Annotated in this window: 14 protein-coding genes; 3 read left to right on the top strand and 11 right to left on the bottom strand. The window is 51.9% G+C overall.

Annotation, left to right across the window (positions count from 1 at the left end):
- Nucleotides 1-75: 75 nt before the first annotated feature.
- The 8 genes from R5R33_RS10780 to R5R33_RS10745 form a co-directional block, all read right to left on the bottom strand.
- On the bottom strand, nt 76-3,177 hold the full coding sequence (locus R5R33_RS10780; protein ID WP_318952706.1) for an HsdR family type I site-specific deoxyribonuclease: 3,102 nt from the start codon (nt 3,175-3,177) through the stop codon (nt 76-78).
- A complete protein-coding gene (locus tag R5R33_RS10775; protein WP_318952705.1) occupies nt 3,170-4,345 on the bottom strand; it encodes an anticodon nuclease in 1,176 nt (391 codons plus the stop codon). The genes R5R33_RS10780 and R5R33_RS10775 overlap by 8 nt, the downstream gene beginning before the upstream one ends.
- Before the next feature lies 1 nt (nt 4,346).
- Nucleotides 4,347-5,573 carry a restriction endonuclease subunit S gene (locus R5R33_RS10770; RefSeq protein WP_318952704.1) on the bottom strand — a complete coding sequence of 409 codons (1,227 nt, stop codon included), beginning with the start codon at nt 5,571-5,573 and terminating at the stop codon, nt 4,347-4,349.
- Entirely contained in the window at nt 5,570-7,126 is a 1,557-nt protein-coding gene (locus R5R33_RS10765) for a type I restriction-modification system subunit M (protein ID WP_318952703.1), read from the bottom strand. Before R5R33_RS10765 ends, R5R33_RS10770 begins: the two co-directional genes overlap by 4 nt.
- An 82-nt stretch (nt 7,127-7,208) precedes the next feature.
- On the bottom strand, nt 7,209-7,412 hold the full coding sequence (locus tag R5R33_RS10760; RefSeq protein ID WP_318952702.1) for a helix-turn-helix domain-containing protein: 204 nt from the start codon (nt 7,410-7,412) through the stop codon (nt 7,209-7,211).
- Between the two features lie 230 nt (nt 7,413-7,642).
- Nucleotides 7,643-8,791, bottom strand: a complete 1,149-nt coding sequence (locus R5R33_RS10755; RefSeq protein WP_318952701.1) for a DUF4268 domain-containing protein — start codon at nt 8,789-8,791, stop codon at nt 7,643-7,645.
- Between the two features lie 189 nt (nt 8,792-8,980).
- The gene (locus tag R5R33_RS10750; RefSeq protein WP_318952700.1) at nt 8,981-9,538 is read right to left on the bottom strand and encodes a hypothetical protein; all 558 of its coding nucleotides are present in this window, start codon (nt 9,536-9,538) and stop codon (nt 8,981-8,983) included.
- Nucleotides 9,539-9,919: 381 nt separating this feature from the next.
- Nucleotides 9,920-10,711, bottom strand: coding sequence for a hypothetical protein (locus R5R33_RS10745; RefSeq protein WP_318952699.1), 792 nt, complete (start codon nt 10,709-10,711; stop codon nt 9,920-9,922).
- Between the two features lie 141 nt (nt 10,712-10,852).
- Between R5R33_RS10745 and R5R33_RS10740 the strand changes: the two genes are divergently transcribed.
- The 3 genes from R5R33_RS10740 to R5R33_RS10730 all read left to right on the top strand — a co-directional run bounded on the left by R5R33_RS10740 (nt 10,853) and on the right by R5R33_RS10730 (nt 12,604).
- A complete protein-coding gene (locus R5R33_RS10740; RefSeq protein WP_318952698.1) occupies nt 10,853-11,455 on the top strand; it encodes a DUF924 family protein in 603 nt (200 codons plus the stop codon).
- The gene (locus tag R5R33_RS10735; RefSeq protein WP_318952697.1) at nt 11,455-12,078 is read left to right on the top strand and encodes a LysE family translocator; all 624 of its coding nucleotides are present in this window, start codon (nt 11,455-11,457) and stop codon (nt 12,076-12,078) included. Before R5R33_RS10740 ends, R5R33_RS10735 begins: the two co-directional genes overlap by 1 nt.
- Before the next feature lie 82 nt (nt 12,079-12,160).
- Nucleotides 12,161-12,604 carry a hypothetical protein gene (locus R5R33_RS10730; RefSeq protein ID WP_318952696.1) on the top strand — a complete coding sequence of 148 codons (444 nt, stop codon included), beginning with the start codon at nt 12,161-12,163 and terminating at the stop codon, nt 12,602-12,604.
- 68 nt (nt 12,605-12,672) lie between these two features.
- On the opposite strand, the gene R5R33_RS10725 is transcribed toward R5R33_RS10730, so the two are convergent.
- From R5R33_RS10725 to R5R33_RS10715, 3 genes are all read right to left on the bottom strand, one after another.
- On the bottom strand, nt 12,673-13,512 hold the full coding sequence (locus tag R5R33_RS10725; protein ID WP_318952695.1) for a 23S rRNA (adenine(2030)-N(6))-methyltransferase RlmJ: 840 nt from the start codon (nt 13,510-13,512) through the stop codon (nt 12,673-12,675).
- 176 nt (nt 13,513-13,688) lie between these two features.
- Nucleotides 13,689-14,837 carry a DUF3570 domain-containing protein gene (locus R5R33_RS10720; RefSeq protein WP_404810363.1) on the bottom strand — a complete coding sequence of 383 codons (1,149 nt, stop codon included), beginning with the start codon at nt 14,835-14,837 and terminating at the stop codon, nt 13,689-13,691.
- Complete coding sequence (locus R5R33_RS10715) at nt 14,824-15,063, bottom strand: DUF4266 domain-containing protein (RefSeq protein ID WP_404810362.1); 240 nt, start codon at nt 15,061-15,063, stop codon at nt 14,824-14,826. The genes R5R33_RS10720 and R5R33_RS10715 overlap by 14 nt, the downstream gene beginning before the upstream one ends.
- Between the last annotated feature and the right edge of the window lie 3 nt (nt 15,064-15,066).

The following is a 15,066-nucleotide window of genomic DNA, read 5'->3' as shown; positions in this document are numbered from 1 at the left end:
CCGCTCCCTGCATAACCACAATTTGTTGATAGCGTGTGGGTACGACGCCCCCTCACAATTTCGTACCCATACATATTAAATTTTTCCACCTACACCTTTGAACTTTTCCACAAACGCAGCGATTTTTTGGAAGACGCTCTGCTTCTTAGTCAAGTATTGCGGGTTTAAAGGGCTCATCTTGGGAAGAATGGCGTTGAGCTCTGTTCCGGCGTCACTCGCATATTCCCGCTTGAGCGAAGTGGTGATATAGCGCCGGGCTTCTTCGGCATTCAAGCCCTCCGCGTTAATCAGCTCCTCGGCTTCCCGTTGCTGTTCGCCTTGGGCAAAGGCAAAGAAGGCTTCGATCACGCTGGCTTTATCACCAATCTGGTCGAGGTCAGTTTGATTGATGAAGTCTACCAACAGGCTTTCTTTGGCACGGTTGCCAAGGCTGGCTCGAATCACGCGACGGACTTCACCGACCAAATCGGCTTTGCTTTTGGTTTTCTTGTTGTGCTCGAAGATCAGTTCCAGAATGTAGTCAAGGTTGATCTCTTGTGACTTGAGCAGGTCCACCTCAAACACCACGTCGCCCCAGTCGATGGTGGATTTGTCATTTTCGTCGGCTGCCTTTTGGCGCCGTTGCCATTCGCGGATGTCGTTGTAGGTCGAGCGATAATCCTGAACTTTGCGTTCGGCAGGCAGGCGTATGGTTTGTAGCTCAGCCAGCTTTTCATCATCCAGATAGTGCTCAGCTTTAAAGGCTTCCACCGCCTCCGGGTCGTTCATATCCACGTTTTGTAGCGCCTTCAAACTGGCAAACTCGTCATAGTTTTGCAGGATGTTTTCAACCCGCAGGTATTCACCAAAGAGTTTGGCAAAGGCCTTCTTGTCCGACTCTTTCTCAATATTGGCAGGATCAGGGAAGCGTTGTTCTAACTCGCTGACGACTTCCATAAAACCACGCCGCGCTTCACCGGTCACCACATCGCTAAAGCCCTCCATGTACTCTTTGTAGCTTTTTTCCAGAACCACGTTTTTGGTGTTTTTATCGCCAAACAAGGTAATGGCATCGACGGTGGCCTTCTCCAAATCACGGAAGGTCACGATATTGCCAAAGGTCTTGGTGGCATCATAAATGCGGTTGGTACGCGAGTAGGCTTGCAATAAACCGTGGTAACGCAGGTTTTTATCGACAAACAAGGTATTGAGCGTTGGTGCGTCGAAGCCCGTTAAGAACATCCCCACCACAATCAGCAGGTCGATCTCTTTGCTTTTAACCCGCTTGGCCAGGTCGCGGTAGTAATTCTGGAAACCGTTACTATCAACGCTAAAGTTGGTTTTAAAGAAAGCGTTATAGTCGCCAATGGCAGCGCTTAAAAACTCCTTGGCGCTGCTGTACATCGCCGACACTTCAAAGCTCTCATCCGCAATATCCCCAATGGCGTCTTGCTCTTCATTGGCAGCAAAGGAGAAGATGGTGGCAATTTTCAGGGGTTTGTCGCTGCTCGCTTGCAACTGATTGAGCGATTCATAATACAGTTTCGCCGCATCCACGCTGCTGACCGCAAACATAGCATTAAAGCCTTTGCCCCCAGCTTGCAGGCGATGTGTCTTCTGGCGAAAGTTGTTCAGTAGATACTGCGATATTTCACGAATCCGTTCTGGGTGCAGCAAGGCCTGCCTGTTCTCCAGAGCACTCAGCTTTTTCTCATCCTGCTCGGTTTCTATTTCCTTGAACTTCGGGCGTACATCGTTGTAATCCACCTTGAACTTGAGCACTTTCTCGTCGCGGATCGCATCAGTGATCACATAAGAATGCAGCTCTCGCCCAAACACGCTGGCGGTGGTTTCGGCACCCAAGGCGTTTTGCGGAAAGATAGGCGTGCCGGTAAAGCCAAACTGATAGAACCGCTTGAACTTCTTATTCAGGTTTTTCTGTGCCTCACCAAACTGGCTGCGGTGGCATTCGTCGAAGATAAATACCACCTGCTTGTTGTAAATAGCCAGATCACCTTCGCTCTTCATCAGGTTGTTGAGCTTCTGAATGGTGGTGACGATGATTTTGTTGTCGTCTTTATCCAGATTGCGTTTGAGGCCAGCGGTGCTATCTGAACCATTGACGCTATCCGGCGAGAAGCGCTGATATTCCTTCATGGTCTGGTAGTCGAGGTCTTTACGGTCGACCACAAAAAACACCTTATCGACAAACTCCAGCTCGGTGGCCAAGCGTGCCGCTTTAAAGCTGGTTAAGGTCTTGCCAGAGCCTGTGGTGTGCCAGATAAAGCCGCCGCTTTCGGGGTTGCTCCAGTTCTTGGCCTCAAATGAGCTTTTAACTTTCCACAAAATGCGCTCGGCTGCGGCAATTTGATACGGGCGCATCACCAGCAGCGTATCGCTGACATCAAATACCGAATAATGCAAAAGCACATTCAGTAATGTATTTTTCTGGAAGAAAGTGGCAGTAAAGTCTTTCAAGTCTTTAATCAGGCTGTTATCCGCCTTCGCCCAGTTCATAGTGAAGTCGAAGCTGTTTTTGGTGCGCTGGGTCGTGTTGGCGAAGTAGCGGCTATCGGTGCCATTAGAGATCACAAACAACTGCAAATATTTATACAGCGAATTCTCACTGTTAAAGCTCTCTTTGCTGTATCGGTGTACCTGATTAAAGGCTTCGCGAATGGCCACGCCGCGCTTTTTAAGCTCAATTTGTACTAGCGGTAGTCCATTCACCAGAATGGTGACATCGTAGCGGTTGGCATGACTGCCGGTCTGCTCGAACTGCTTGATCACCTGCACCTTGTTGCGGGCAATGTTCTTTTTATCCACCAAATAGATGTTTTTGATGCGGCCATCGTCAAACACAAAATCATGAATATAATCATCGTGAATATTGCGGGTTTTATCGACAATGGTGTCGCTGGGCTTGTCCAGATAAGTTTCGACAAAGCGCTTCCATTCGCCCTCCAAGAACTCCACGCTATTCAGTGCTTGCAGCTGTACCCGCACATTGGCCAACATGGCTTCAGAATTATTCAGCGCAGGCAAATATTCATAACCCTGGTTGACCAAATCCTGAATCAGCTCCCGCTCCAGGTCGCCTTCGCTCTGGTAGCTTTCGGATACCCTCCATTCCTGGGTGTATTTATCGAGTACGATGAAACGGTTCGACTCGGAGATAGGCTTGGTGTAATCAACCATTTTGTTCTTCCTGCTGCCAAAAGCCGTAATTTCTGACCAAGTGGTTCAGCAGCAAGCGTACCGTGTTCTTTTCAGGCCCACTGGGTTCGGCGACGACTTCATTCGACAATGTTGAATGACTGGTAAATTGAATAATACGGTTTAAATATGCCTGTTTGTCATCGGGCAAGAGTTCTGACCATTTGGGATAACCGAGAAAGCTCGCCGTCTTTTCATACAGGTTACGTAAAAGCGTGAAGTGGTACTTCTGCACGGTGTTTTCAGCGATGGCTTTTTCCAGTGTCTGCTTCAAATACAGGTGATAAGAGAAGCTCTTATTGGAATCGCCGTGCTTATCCAGCAGTGCAAAAGAGCCATCCTCAAACCTCTCCAACAGATAACAGGTTTTACTGTTTAGCTCGTTGTAGAGCACGTTATAAAAAAGTGGGCTGTGGGTGGTGATAATGAACTTCAAGTTTGACTTGCTGGACTTGATCAGCCCAGCCAAGTTAACGGCCAGCTCGATCAGGTGATTTTCATCCAATGAACTCACCGGGTCATCAATAAACACATACTCCAGCTGATCAAACTGCCTGGTCTCACGATTCTCTTGCTCTGCGACATTGAGAATGGTAATCACCTGATCCAACAGCGTGTAGAAAACACTCCAGATAAAGTTACTTTCTTCGCCTTTGGATATTTTCAGAGGCTCTGTGCCTTTATCATCGCCTCGCTCCAGCGTAAAGGTGACTTCGGCATAGTCTTCACTGAAATGGGGGGTTAGCTTGTCATTGGCGAAGTGTTGGAAGTACTTAACGATATTCGCATCTTGCCCCAGGTCTTTCAGCAACGTCAGCAACCAGTCGGTATAGGTGTTGGGCTGAATTTTCAGTTTGGGGGCAGCATCGCCTTCTAAATCGTTGTCCCAATAAAAGAGATCTTCGGTGAAGGCGTTGTAGTACAGGATTTTCTCCCGTGGCGATATGGCTTCGTCATCTTCGCCATTGCCTTTAGGTGCAACAAGCTGCTTGAACTCACGAGACAGGCGGGTTTTGCCCGTGCCGTTGAATGCGTAGATCAGCTGCACTTTAGGCACTTGCGTGACCACTTCGACTTCAGTGGTTTTCTTGTTCTTAACCGTTCTAGGCGTATTTAACTGCTCCGCAATCTGCTTTAGTGTCTTGCTCATCTCAGGCCGCCACTTCTGAGTTCGGTTTAGGGAAGCTCAACAACAAATCGCGGTAATACTCGTATTGCTTCTGGCGCAGCTCAATTTCGCGGGGCAGACCTTCGGTGATGGAGCTAGTTAAGGCGTCAAATTTGTCAAGAACTGAAACAATTCGCTCTTTTTCTGTTGGCGAAGGGTTTGGTATACGGATGCTTTCCAAGTTTTTCTTGTTCAGTTTCGGTTGTGCAGCACCAGAAATATAGGGCGTCAAATCAATACTATTCAGGTAATACTCAACGTATCTTCTCTCTGCATAGGTGTCGATTTTAAGCACATGGGCATGATTATTAACCCAGGTTTTGCCGCTGATACTAAATGCTATTGGTGTATTTCGCGCCAATAGATTTGCACCATCTTCAGAAACGAGCAAAAAGTCGCCATCGAAAATATAGTCTTTAACGTAATCGACAATTCCAGACGCACCGTAATACGGAATATTGCCTGCTTCCCTCAAACCGCTCGTGATCGGCTTTCTTTTTGAGTCGAGGTTCTCGGCCAGTTCCCCCAAGGTCTTCCATTCCACCTCCCCTTCTTCAAAACTCAACAACTGGTCGCGATAGTAGTTGTATTGTTTTTCGCGTAGGTTAAGCTCGGCGGTCAACTCGGCGGTCAACTCGGCGGTTATGGCGGTAAATGCGTCCAGAATGCGGACGACTTCGGCCTGGATTTCCAGAGATTTTTTGGGGTTGTCTGGGCAGGGGATGGGGATTGAAATCTTGGCCATATCAGTCGCAGAAACATCAATAACTTTTGTACCTTTTGCCAACTTCCGTTTTTCGCAAAAAAAAGCAGATGTTTGCGTGAAATACGCAAAGTACTTACCGATTATAAGTTGACCTGGCTTAAAGATTGTTGCGTGACCACCTGTCACCGCTTGAGGCTTGCCCAAATAAACTAAAGCTTTCCCAACATCCTCAAGGTTTTCGCTTGTATTTGTAATTACGACATCGCCAGTATTTACCTTTTTCAGCTTCTTAGCAGCTTCAGGTGAAACAAAAGATATTGTCGTTTCCGTTGAAAGGCCGTAATAAGTGTAAATCTGCCCATAATGAATAGCGGGAACACCCGATTCCGTAAAGTCAGTTTTTGGTAAGCCGTTTCCACGAACTAACTCACCCAACTCAACCAGCGGCCTCCACTCCACCTCAACCCCATCCAGCAGCTTTTCCATAAAGCTTAACTCGCTCATGCGTCCTGCTCCTCACCCTCAATTTCCGCCACGATCGCATCGATGTCTTGGCGCAATTGGGTAATCTTCGTGACGGTGGTTTTTAGTTCGGCATTGAGCTGGGCAATATCCACCACTTCGCGAGTGTCTTTGGCTGCTACATAACTGCTGACGGACAGGTTGTAATCGTTAGCGGCTACCTCATCAAAGGGCACTGACCGGGCGAAGTGATCGCCGTTGGCTTTGCTGTCAAACACCTCCATGATTTGCTGGATATGGGCATCTGTAAGGATGTTGTTATTTGTTTCTTTTTTAAATAAACCACTGGCATCAATGAATTGGGTATCGGTACTGGTTTTGTTTTTTGCCAGCACCAGAATATTCACGGCGATGGTGGTGCCAAAGAACAGGTTAGGGGCCAGCGAGATCACGGTTTCCACATAGTTGTTATCCACCAGATACTTTCTGATTTTCTGCTCGGCCCCGCCGCGATAAAAAATACCGGGGAAGCAGACGATGGCGGCGCGGCCTTTACTGGAAAGGTAACTGAGCGCATGCAGTACAAAGGCAAAGTCGGCCTTAGATTTGGGTGCAAGCACACCGGCAGGAGCAAAACGCTCGTCGTTAATCAGGGTCGGATCGTCTGAGCCTATCCACTTTACCGAATAGGGTGGATTAGAGACGATGGCATCAAAGGGTTTCTCGTCGCCAAAGTGCGGATCGATAAGGGTGTTGCCCAGCTGGATATTGAACTTGTCGTAGTTGATGTTGTGCAAAAACATATTCATACGCGCCAGGTTGAACGTGGTGTGGTTAATTTCCTGGCCGAAGAAGCCCTCTTCAATAATGTGGGCGTCGAAATGCTTTTTGGCTTGCAGCAGCAGTGAGCCAGAGCCCGCTGCTGGGTCATAAATTTTATTGACGCTGGTTTGCTTGTGCATGGCCAGCTGGGCGATGAGTTTTGAGACATGCTGCGGGGTGAAGAACTCGCCGCCCGATTTACCGGCATTGGCGGCGTAATTGGAGATTAGGAATTCGTAGGCATCGCCAAACAGATCAATATGGCTACCTTCAAAGTCACCAAACTCCAGCCCTGCCACGCCTTTTAGTACATCGGCTAGGCGCTTGTTCTTATCTTTTACGGTATTGCCCAGGCGGTTACTGGTGGTATCGAAATCGGCAAACAGGCCTTTAATATCCTGCTCGGAAGGGTAACCACTGGCCGAGGCTTCGATAGCCGCAAAGATGGCCGCCAGATCGGTATTCAGGCTTTCGTTCGTGTTAGCCGTTTTCGCCACACTCTCGAACAACTGGCTGGGGTAAATAAAGTAGCCCTTGGTTTTGATTGCATCGTCTTTGATGTCGGGCGTGATCACGCTGTCGGACAATTCGGCGTAGTTAAAGCTGTCATCACCGCCTTCAATATAGGCGGCAAAGTTTTCGCTGATAAAGCGGTAAAACAGGGTGCCGAGTACGTATTGTTTAAAGTCCCAGCCGTCTACAGCGCCACGAACATCGTTGGCAATGGCCCAGATTTGGCGTTGCAGAGCGGCGCGCTGTTGTGAACTTGTCATTCGGTCGTTCCTGTTTACATTCGTTTGTTCGGTATCGTTAAGGGGTTTGCCTGCAGAGCGTCAACCCTGGCGGCAGTGCTGTTTATGCGTATTTCAGCTCAAGTAGTTCACCTACCTGGCATTCGAACAGCAAACACAGCTTTTCAATAGCTTCCAGATCCACCTTTTGGGCCGTCTCTTTGTAGAGCAGCGTTATCGTGGCGCGGCTGAGCCCCGTTTCTCTGGCAACGTCAGCAACGCGCATCTTGCGCTCACCCATCATGCGGGCGAGATGGCAGTGGATCATGGTTGTGCCTCTAACAGCTTGATTTTTTTAGTTACGCAGAAGAATACCACGCACTTTAAATTTGATCGGTATTTTTTAAGTTAAAGTTAAATTTTTTAACCTTAAATTTGAAGAAAGACTGGATCACTATTCAATCTTCGCGAAGGTGCGCGTACTTTACGCAATGTGGTTAGCCAATGTCCTAACCGAAGCCGACACAGGCGTTCAATTAAATCAAGGGCAATTTGACCTTAGATTCCTTCCTCAACCTCTTCCTGCCGCAGAGCCAGTAGGTTTTTCAGGTTCGGAATTTCTGGCCGGAAGGTTTTTTCGATCCGGGATATGTGACTTGTCAGCCAGGCGGCAATACGGGGCCATTCGTCGGAGTTGAAGCCGTCGGCCGGGGCCTCATAGCTGATTCGACAGGCCTTTTTATTGTCCAGGCGCTCCCAGTCCAGCGGTGCGCCGAATTTTGAGTCGAGCTCTTCACGGCGACTTGCCAACTTGTCGAACAAGTATTTGTTTTCTTCCTGGCTGCTCCGCGCGATGACAAATTCCACTCGCATGCAGTTGCGACCAAATACCACGATGTAGACCACACCACTCAGCCCCGATCCGGTGCTGCTCCAACCATCTTTGCTAGGATTAACGTTGTCGTACAGACGACAGTCGCTCTCGCGCACAGTGTCGATAAACACTCTCCAGAATTTCTCCCGGGCTAGATGACGGTTGGCTACGGTGCGCTCGTTGGACTGCTCTTCCTGCTTCTTCTCACTGATGCCGATCATGTATTCCTCGGCCTCCTTTACCGGGATGATCTGATCGAGCTTGAGCAACAGCTGGTCGCCCATGGCAAAGGGCACCGCCTTAATGCACTGGATACGAATGCGGTGTTCCATTAGCCACAGCGCAGTGGAGGTGACCTCGCGGCGGAAATTGGCCGCGACAAAAATGATGCGCTGATCCGAACCGGGGTTGAGGATAAGCTCGTCAAACTCGAATTCGTTGAAGAAATCTGCCAGGCGCTGCTGGGCATTGTCCCCGCCCTCATATTTGTCCAAGTACTTTTGGTAGATAGCGACAATCTGACTTTTGGTGAGCCCAGCGCAGTAGGAGGCGTACTTGAGGGCCTGCCAGGTGACATCGCGACCCGAATCATCAAGCTTGTTCTCAATCACCACCAAGTGACCCTGCTTATCCAGGGCTAACAGATCGAGGCGCTCTCTGGTTTCGTCGAAACCGTCGAACTCCTTCTGGATAATCAGCAACTCCTCACCGAGCACTTCCGGATTCGTAGCAATCCACTCCTGCAAATGATCTCGCTCCCGGAAGCCCAGCTCCGAAAATTTCCGTTCTTGCAGTGGGAAGATACGGTTGGCAGATTTGTCGATTTGGTACATTTTCAGGCCTTATTCGTCGCTTCTTAATCTAGCTGCACTTAATCAGTGGAGTGTTGCTGTTGTGGTCCACAGCTAAGTCGGGCGAACAGAAACGTAGATTTTATTGCTCAGAATTTGTTCACCACTAAAGCGATAGACCGCCGGTTGTCGACCAGACGAATATCTCGCAGTCGATTCAACTCCGGAAATTCAGGTCCGAAGGTACTCACCCGTATTTATATTCACGATTAATCGGGTCAATTTGCTCGGGTGTTTAAAAATGGCATTTTCATCTTTTATTCCAATAAGCTTCCACGATTTGGCTGCCTTTTGGATCACCTCTGCAGCTTTGCACTGCATAAGTTTTTGCAGTTCTTCGACCGGGTTGAAACCGTTGGCCTCTGCAACCTCAACGCCGTCGGCAAGCACCGCAAACCATTCATCGGCTTCCTTTTCAAAGCCCTTGATCGGGTAAACCTTCTCTTCAAAGCGTTTTATTATCCATTTTTCAGCCGTTGGATCCTGGGGTTCCAGAAGCACAACAAACCCAGGCATACCCGACTTGATCGACTCAATATGTTGAATTCGCTCGCGGTATCCGGGACTTCCGTAATCATCCCGATCGCCGAGTACATACACGCGGCGCCCATCGTATTCGGGTACCCAGCTGCGCAGAAAAACGGCCTTTTCATTTTCAGCGCCCCAGGACCACTGAATGTTTTTAAGGGGCGCCTGAAGCACCTTGGAGAAGTAGTCACTGATATTCATGGATGGAGCTTTTCTTCTTCTAATTTATTTTTAACTTTGGAACTATCAGATCCTTAGTCGCGTCCTCTGTACGCTGCCGCAACCAGGAATCGAGCGGATTGAGCACTTAGCTATCGGCCAATCCAAAAACCGAGAACACCATCACGATTTACCTGCGAAAAATTAACGGATAAACGGCTATTTGTCACCGCTTTAAACGATGGCGAGAGCGTGTGTAATTTATCGAGCAATATTTGTACAGGCACTTACTTTATGCCGCCCAAATTGTATATTTCCCGAGCAATCGTACTTATGAACGGCATTTAGGCGTACGACAGGATATGTCGCATGTGAATGTCGGATATATGCGGGATTTACCGTCAATGCTCGTTAGCGCGATCGCTAACCTGCGGTCAAAGCATCACAAGGCACAAAAATCCAGCCCTCGCCTTGTGGTGTTTCTGCATCAGGCTGGAATAGGGCGTCAGGCTGAAATTGAAAGAGCCACGCCACCAGAGCACAGAGCAATGCATCGCGCTTGTCTTCATGGTCAATTCCATAACCAAACCCCTTGGTTTCCCAAGTATCTATCTGATTAGTGGCCGGCATGTGGCGGTAGGGTTGCAGCATTTCACGCACGAGTGACGACGGCTTGCAGGCCGCGGGGTAAGCCTCGAACGCAGTAAGGTTGCTGCTGTTGGTCCAGACACCTGCAGACGGATTCGTAGGTGCGAAGCGGGCCAGCGTATGCATGCCCTTGGTGGCCTGGCTGCCGATCATATCCTTGACCGGAGAGAGAGGCCTCAAGCCGCGCTGAAATAATATCCGCTCGGTGTGACGGAACAGGTAGGGGTTGTCAGCCGATGCTTCTATAGATCCAGCCGCCCCTTGACCGGAAATCAGCGAGCGGAAGGCCTGCGAAAAACCCAGTGGTGTGTCGATCGCCAAGATTACCGATTCTGGACTGCCGGCAACTTCAACCTGACAGTATTTCAGAAGTGCCTGTATCCACTCCTGCGTATTAGTGGCCTCATTGATCGACTGGCGAAGGTTGCCGCGCCATGGCTGTCCCAGTATGTTTCGCTCCCTATCCAGCACAACCAAGGCATCACGGCTGCTGGCATTGCGGTCGCAGTTCCAACCACCAACATCCCAACCGATAAATAATGGACCTGTGTATGTGCTGTCGTTCATCGGCTAGAAATCGCTATTTCAGTGAATTTTTCTTTGGTTTAGGAATTACCAGAAAACTCTGCTGTTGCTGTCGTTTAATAATGGGGAGAATACCCTATCGCCGCCACTTGCATGCAGTGGTGAAAATAATTGGGAGAACCCATGGCTACCCCCTCTGAAATACTGCAGTTCTGGTTTGGCTCAGATCAGCTGGAAGCACCGGCAGATGAAAAGCATCAGCAACTGTGGTTTACCCGCGATGAGGCCTTTGATCAGGAGATTGAAGAGCGATTCGGACATCTGGTGGAATCTGCCATCGCCGGCGAACTGCACAGCTGGCGGGAATCCCTGGCCGGTGAACTGGCGCTGGTGCTTGTGTGTGACCAGTTCACGCGAAACGTCTACCGGGGCAGCGCGCGCGCATTTACAGGAGACTTATTAGCTCTGGAAGTCGCTCTCGCGGTGATCGAGAGGGGTGATGACCTTCGGCTGGGGCTATTCCAGCGAGCTTTTCTCGGTATGCCGCTGGAACATGCCGAGAGCGAGCACATACAGCGCCGCTCCGTGGACTATTTCAACCGCCTGCGCATGGATTATCCCGACGGCGCCAGTGGCGCCGCCAAGGCCGAGAGCTTCTATCAATACGCCCTTGCCCACCAGAAAGTCATCGACGAATTCGGGCGCTATCCCCATCGCAATGGGCCGCTCGGCCGTGAATCGACCACTACGGAGCGGGAATGGCTGGAACAGGGAGGTGGCTTCTGATGGATATGCTCTCCTGGCTGACTCTGGCGGGAATCTGTGCGTTGGGTGCCATGAGCCCCGGGCCGAGCCTGCTGATTGTGCTGCGCTGTGCTGCAGCCGGTCCCCGCCAGGGGCTGGCGTGCGCCGTTGCCCACGGCGGGGCCGTCGCGCTCTATGCGTGCCTGACCGCCTTCGGCCTGGCCGTATTGGTCACACATATACCCATGCTGTTCGCCATTCTCCAGTGGGGTGGAGCTGCCATGTTGGTGTATCTGGGCTGGAAGGCCCTGCGCGCTCCCGCCCCGAGCAACGCGGCGACGAACAACCCGACGCCAGAGTTCGTTTCCACTTCGCGAGCGGCACTGCAGGGCTTCGGGATCGCATTCTTCAACCCCAAGGTTGCGGTCTTTTTTACCGCGCTGTTCAGCCAGTTCGTCTCGGCCGAGCAAATGCTCGGCACCAAACTTGGCATGGCTGGCCTGGCTGCCGGTATCGACGCAATCTGGTATTCACTGGTTGCCCTGCTGGTGACCCTGGGCAGCGGGCGTGGCTGGCTCAGTGCAAACGCCGCCCACCGCCTGCAGCAGGTATTTGGTGTGCTGCTACTTGGGCTCGCCGCGCGATTGGTATTCAGCATCCAATAATTCGTGACCTTGTTCAGAAACAATTCAGTCTGAACAAGGCAAACTGTTCACCATCTACCCCTCACAAAGATAAGGTGTCTCCATGAACAAAACCCTTCTCGCCGCAATCACCGCTCTTGCTGTTGCTGCACCGGCACTGGCCGACAGCCCCGCAGCTACCGACAAGAGCAAGCATGAACACGCGCAAATGGAAGCGCACCAAGAGCACAATGCCAGTGAACAGGCGCAGGCAAAGGCCGAGCCCTACCGCCTGAACGAAGAAGAGAAGCGCGCGTTTGCGGAAAAGAAAGCCAAGCGTGAACAAGCTGAAGGCCAGCACGACGGCAAGAAGATGGACAAAATGGCGCGCAAGCCTGACGGAAAGATGCCGGAAGACAAGCAGCCCGAAGAAAAGCTGAAAGGCAAAGAGAAGCAGCTGGACAAGAAGATGGAGCAGGAGCGCAAGGAGCTGGATAAAGGTTCCGAGCAGGGCCAGGCTGCACGCGAAGAGCACAGCAAGAAATGGTGGCAGTTCTGGAAGGACTGATTTCCATCCTGCCCTGAGCCGCTAATAAAAAGCCCGGAGAATTCCGGGCTTTTTCATTTCACATCAAGCTATTCCGCAACCAGCGTCTCACAGCGGTAGTGACTGGCCCCATCGGCGCTCAGCTCCGCTGCCAGCGGTGGCAGCAGCGCTTCCATCTGGCCGCGCAGGGTCCAGGGTGGATTCACCACGATCATGCCGGCAGACGTCATACCGTGGCCCGCCTCATCGGCCCGCACGCCCAGTTCGAACAACTGGATATTGCGAATACCGGAAGCCACCAGCTGCTTTTCCAGCGCATCGATACGGTGGCGGTCCACCACCGGGTACCAGAGTGCGGTGATGGCGTTGGACATTTTGCGGTGGATCAGCTTCAGCGCATCCACCACACGCTGGTAGTCGTCCTTCTGTTCGTAGGGTGGGTCGATCAGTACCAGCGCACGGCGCGAGCGCGTGGGCAGCAATGCTGACAGGCCCTTGAAGCCGTCTTCCTCGCGCACCTGACACTGGCGCTGGCGGGCGAGGTTTTTGCGCAGGTGCTCCGCGTCTGCCGGGTGCAGCTCGAACAGCCAGGCCTTGTCCTGGGCCCGCAGCATTTCCGCGGCGATCAGCGGCGACCCCGGGTAGAACTTCAGGCCACCCTCCTGGTTCAGGCCGGCAATCAGTGCCAGATAATCCTGCAAACCGGGCAGGTCGCAATGGTTGTAAAGCCTACCGATACCGGTCATGTACTCGCTGTTCTTGCGCGCCATTTCCGAGCCGAGGCTGTAGAGTCCGGCGCCGCCGTGGGTATCGATATAGTCAAACGGCGTGTCTTTTTTCTGCAGGTAGGAAATGATTTCCATCTGCACGCAGTGCTTGAGCACATCGGCAAAGTTGCCGGCGTGAAAACCGTGGCGGTAACTGAGCATGGGACTATCCGGGGAATTTGTGGGAAACCCGATCACTGCGGCGGCAGTGCGCAGCGATTGGAGAGAAGAGCTTAGATCAAATATACGACCATTTGCGGCATAGGCTCACCTCGGGGGCGGCGACTTTAGGGGCCTTTGCGGCCCCTGACAATCATTTTCTGCGCAGTCTGGCCCGCTCAGAACCACATGGACCAGAATAGCCTGACCACATGGGCATTGAAGCTGTAGGTGGGCTCCTCGCCAGGCAGCGCCTGCGTCGCGCGCGCGTCGCGGAAGTTATCGTAGTCGAACATCATGTAATCCCAGTAGAGATTGATGCTGCTGCGGCGATCAAACAGGGACCAGCGCTCCGGCAACTGGTAAGAGGCGCCGATGCCGATCGCGGTGCTGCTGAAATCACTCAGCTCCTTGTCGCGGGCGCGAAAGCTGGTGGCGTTCACATACGGGAACAGGTCGCTGTAAAAGTCCGCGCCGGTCTGCTGATAGAAACGCAGCTTGCCCTCGAGAATCAGGTCTTCTGTTTCCAGTGGATGGGTGTAACGGAATTCCAGATTGTCCGCATCAATACCCCAGCTGTCGGCGTAGCGGCGGTATTCACTCTTGATCGCGGCGCGGTACGGCAGCCGGTATTTGGCCCGCAGTGCCACCGCGTCGCTGTTGCGGGTGGTGGGATAGAGCTCCGCCTGATAGCTGAAGCCGGTACCAGAGGTCGGGTCGAGATAGCGCACGCTGCGGTAGGGATTATTCAGAAAACCGTCGTCCGCCACGGTTTCCACGCTCAGCTCGGCGATCAGTTTGGTGGTGAGGATCTGGCTCCAGCCGAGGGCGTAGCGGCGGTGCTCCGCCTGCTCAAGGAAATTGTCATCGCCGTTGCGCATCACGTCGTCACTACCAAGGCTCACGCGCATGGACAGGGTGCTGAGGTCGCCGAAGAAATCCTGCTTGATGCCGAACCCCACGGTTTCCGCCTGGTAATCGTCTTCGCTGGAATTGGTGTAGCTGAGACTCATGGTGGTCTTGTCCACCAGATAGTCCGCTCCCAGAGAAAACTCATCCCGCTGTTCGGAATAGGGGCTGGCGGTGGCCTGCACGTCAATGGAGGCACCGGAAATCATGTCCACGTAATAGTTGGCCGACAGCGAAACCGAGTTGCCAATATTCTTGCGCACCAGCACCGAGGGACCATCGATGGTGACACCGCCGCCACTGTAGGAGTGGTACATGGTGTCCGCGCGCTCTTCCGGCAACACCGCAGCAGTGGCCCAGGCAGAAAACAGGGAAAGCGCAAGCGCGCCGAAAATTTTTCTGCAGTTAGTTACAGCCACAACCGCCTCCCGAACCACCTTCTGCTCCGCGTGCGGCTTCTCGCGCTTCGTACACGTGATTCATATACCCCACCGCCACTGGATCCCGCTCGAAACTCATGATCGGGTCGGCGAGGTAGTGCCGTTCGTAAGGTTTGACCCAGGGCTCCGGCATCATGGTTTCACAACCAGTAAGGAACGAGAAAATAGTCAGCAGCGGTAACGACTGCAGCACGCGCTTGATCATGGT

Origin of the sequence: Microbulbifer pacificus, assembly GCF_033723955.1 — a bacterium.
GTDB classification, from domain to species: Bacteria; Pseudomonadota; Gammaproteobacteria; order Pseudomonadales; family Cellvibrionaceae; genus Microbulbifer; species Microbulbifer pacificus.
The sequence above is the reverse complement of the archived record's forward strand: the minus strand, read 5'-3'. Positions and strand labels throughout refer to the sequence as shown.

Bases quoted from the DNA above. Each gene is read 5' to 3' on its own strand.
- R5R33_RS10770 (WP_318952704.1), bottom strand. From the start codon at position 5,573: ATGAGCGAGTTAAGCTTTATGGAAAAGCTGCTGGATGGGGTTGAGGTG.
- R5R33_RS10730 (WP_318952696.1), top strand. From the start codon at position 12,161: ATGAACAAAACCCTTCTCGCCGCAATCACCGCTCTTGCTGTTGCTGCA.
- R5R33_RS10745 (WP_318952699.1), bottom strand. From the start codon at position 10,711: ATGAACGACAGCACATACACAGGTCCATTATTTATCGGTTGGGATGTT.
- R5R33_RS10735 (WP_318952697.1), top strand. From the start codon at position 11,455: ATGGATATGCTCTCCTGGCTGACTCTGGCGGGAATCTGTGCGTTGGGT.
- R5R33_RS10775 (WP_318952705.1), bottom strand. From the start codon at position 4,345: ATGAGCAAGACACTAAAGCAGATTGCGGAGCAGTTAAATACGCCTAGA.
- R5R33_RS10725 (WP_318952695.1), bottom strand. From the start codon at position 13,512: ATGCTCAGTTACCGCCACGGTTTTCACGCCGGCAACTTTGCCGATGTG.
- R5R33_RS10740 (WP_318952698.1), top strand. From the start codon at position 10,853: ATGGCTACCCCCTCTGAAATACTGCAGTTCTGGTTTGGCTCAGATCAG.
- R5R33_RS10715 (WP_404810362.1), bottom strand. From the start codon at position 15,063: ATGATCAAGCGCGTGCTGCAGTCGTTACCGCTGCTGACTATTTTCTCG.
- R5R33_RS10765 (WP_318952703.1), bottom strand. From the start codon at position 7,126: ATGACAAGTTCACAACAGCGCGCCGCTCTGCAACGCCAAATCTGGGCC.
- R5R33_RS10750 (WP_318952700.1), bottom strand. From the start codon at position 9,538: ATGAATATCAGTGACTACTTCTCCAAGGTGCTTCAGGCGCCCCTTAAA.
- R5R33_RS10755 (WP_318952701.1), bottom strand. From the start codon at position 8,791: ATGTACCAAATCGACAAATCTGCCAACCGTATCTTCCCACTGCAAGAA.
- R5R33_RS10760 (WP_318952702.1), bottom strand. From the start codon at position 7,412: ATGATCCACTGCCATCTCGCCCGCATGATGGGTGAGCGCAAGATGCGC.
- R5R33_RS10780 (WP_318952706.1), bottom strand. From the start codon at position 3,177: ATGGTTGATTACACCAAGCCTATCTCCGAGTCGAACCGTTTCATCGTA.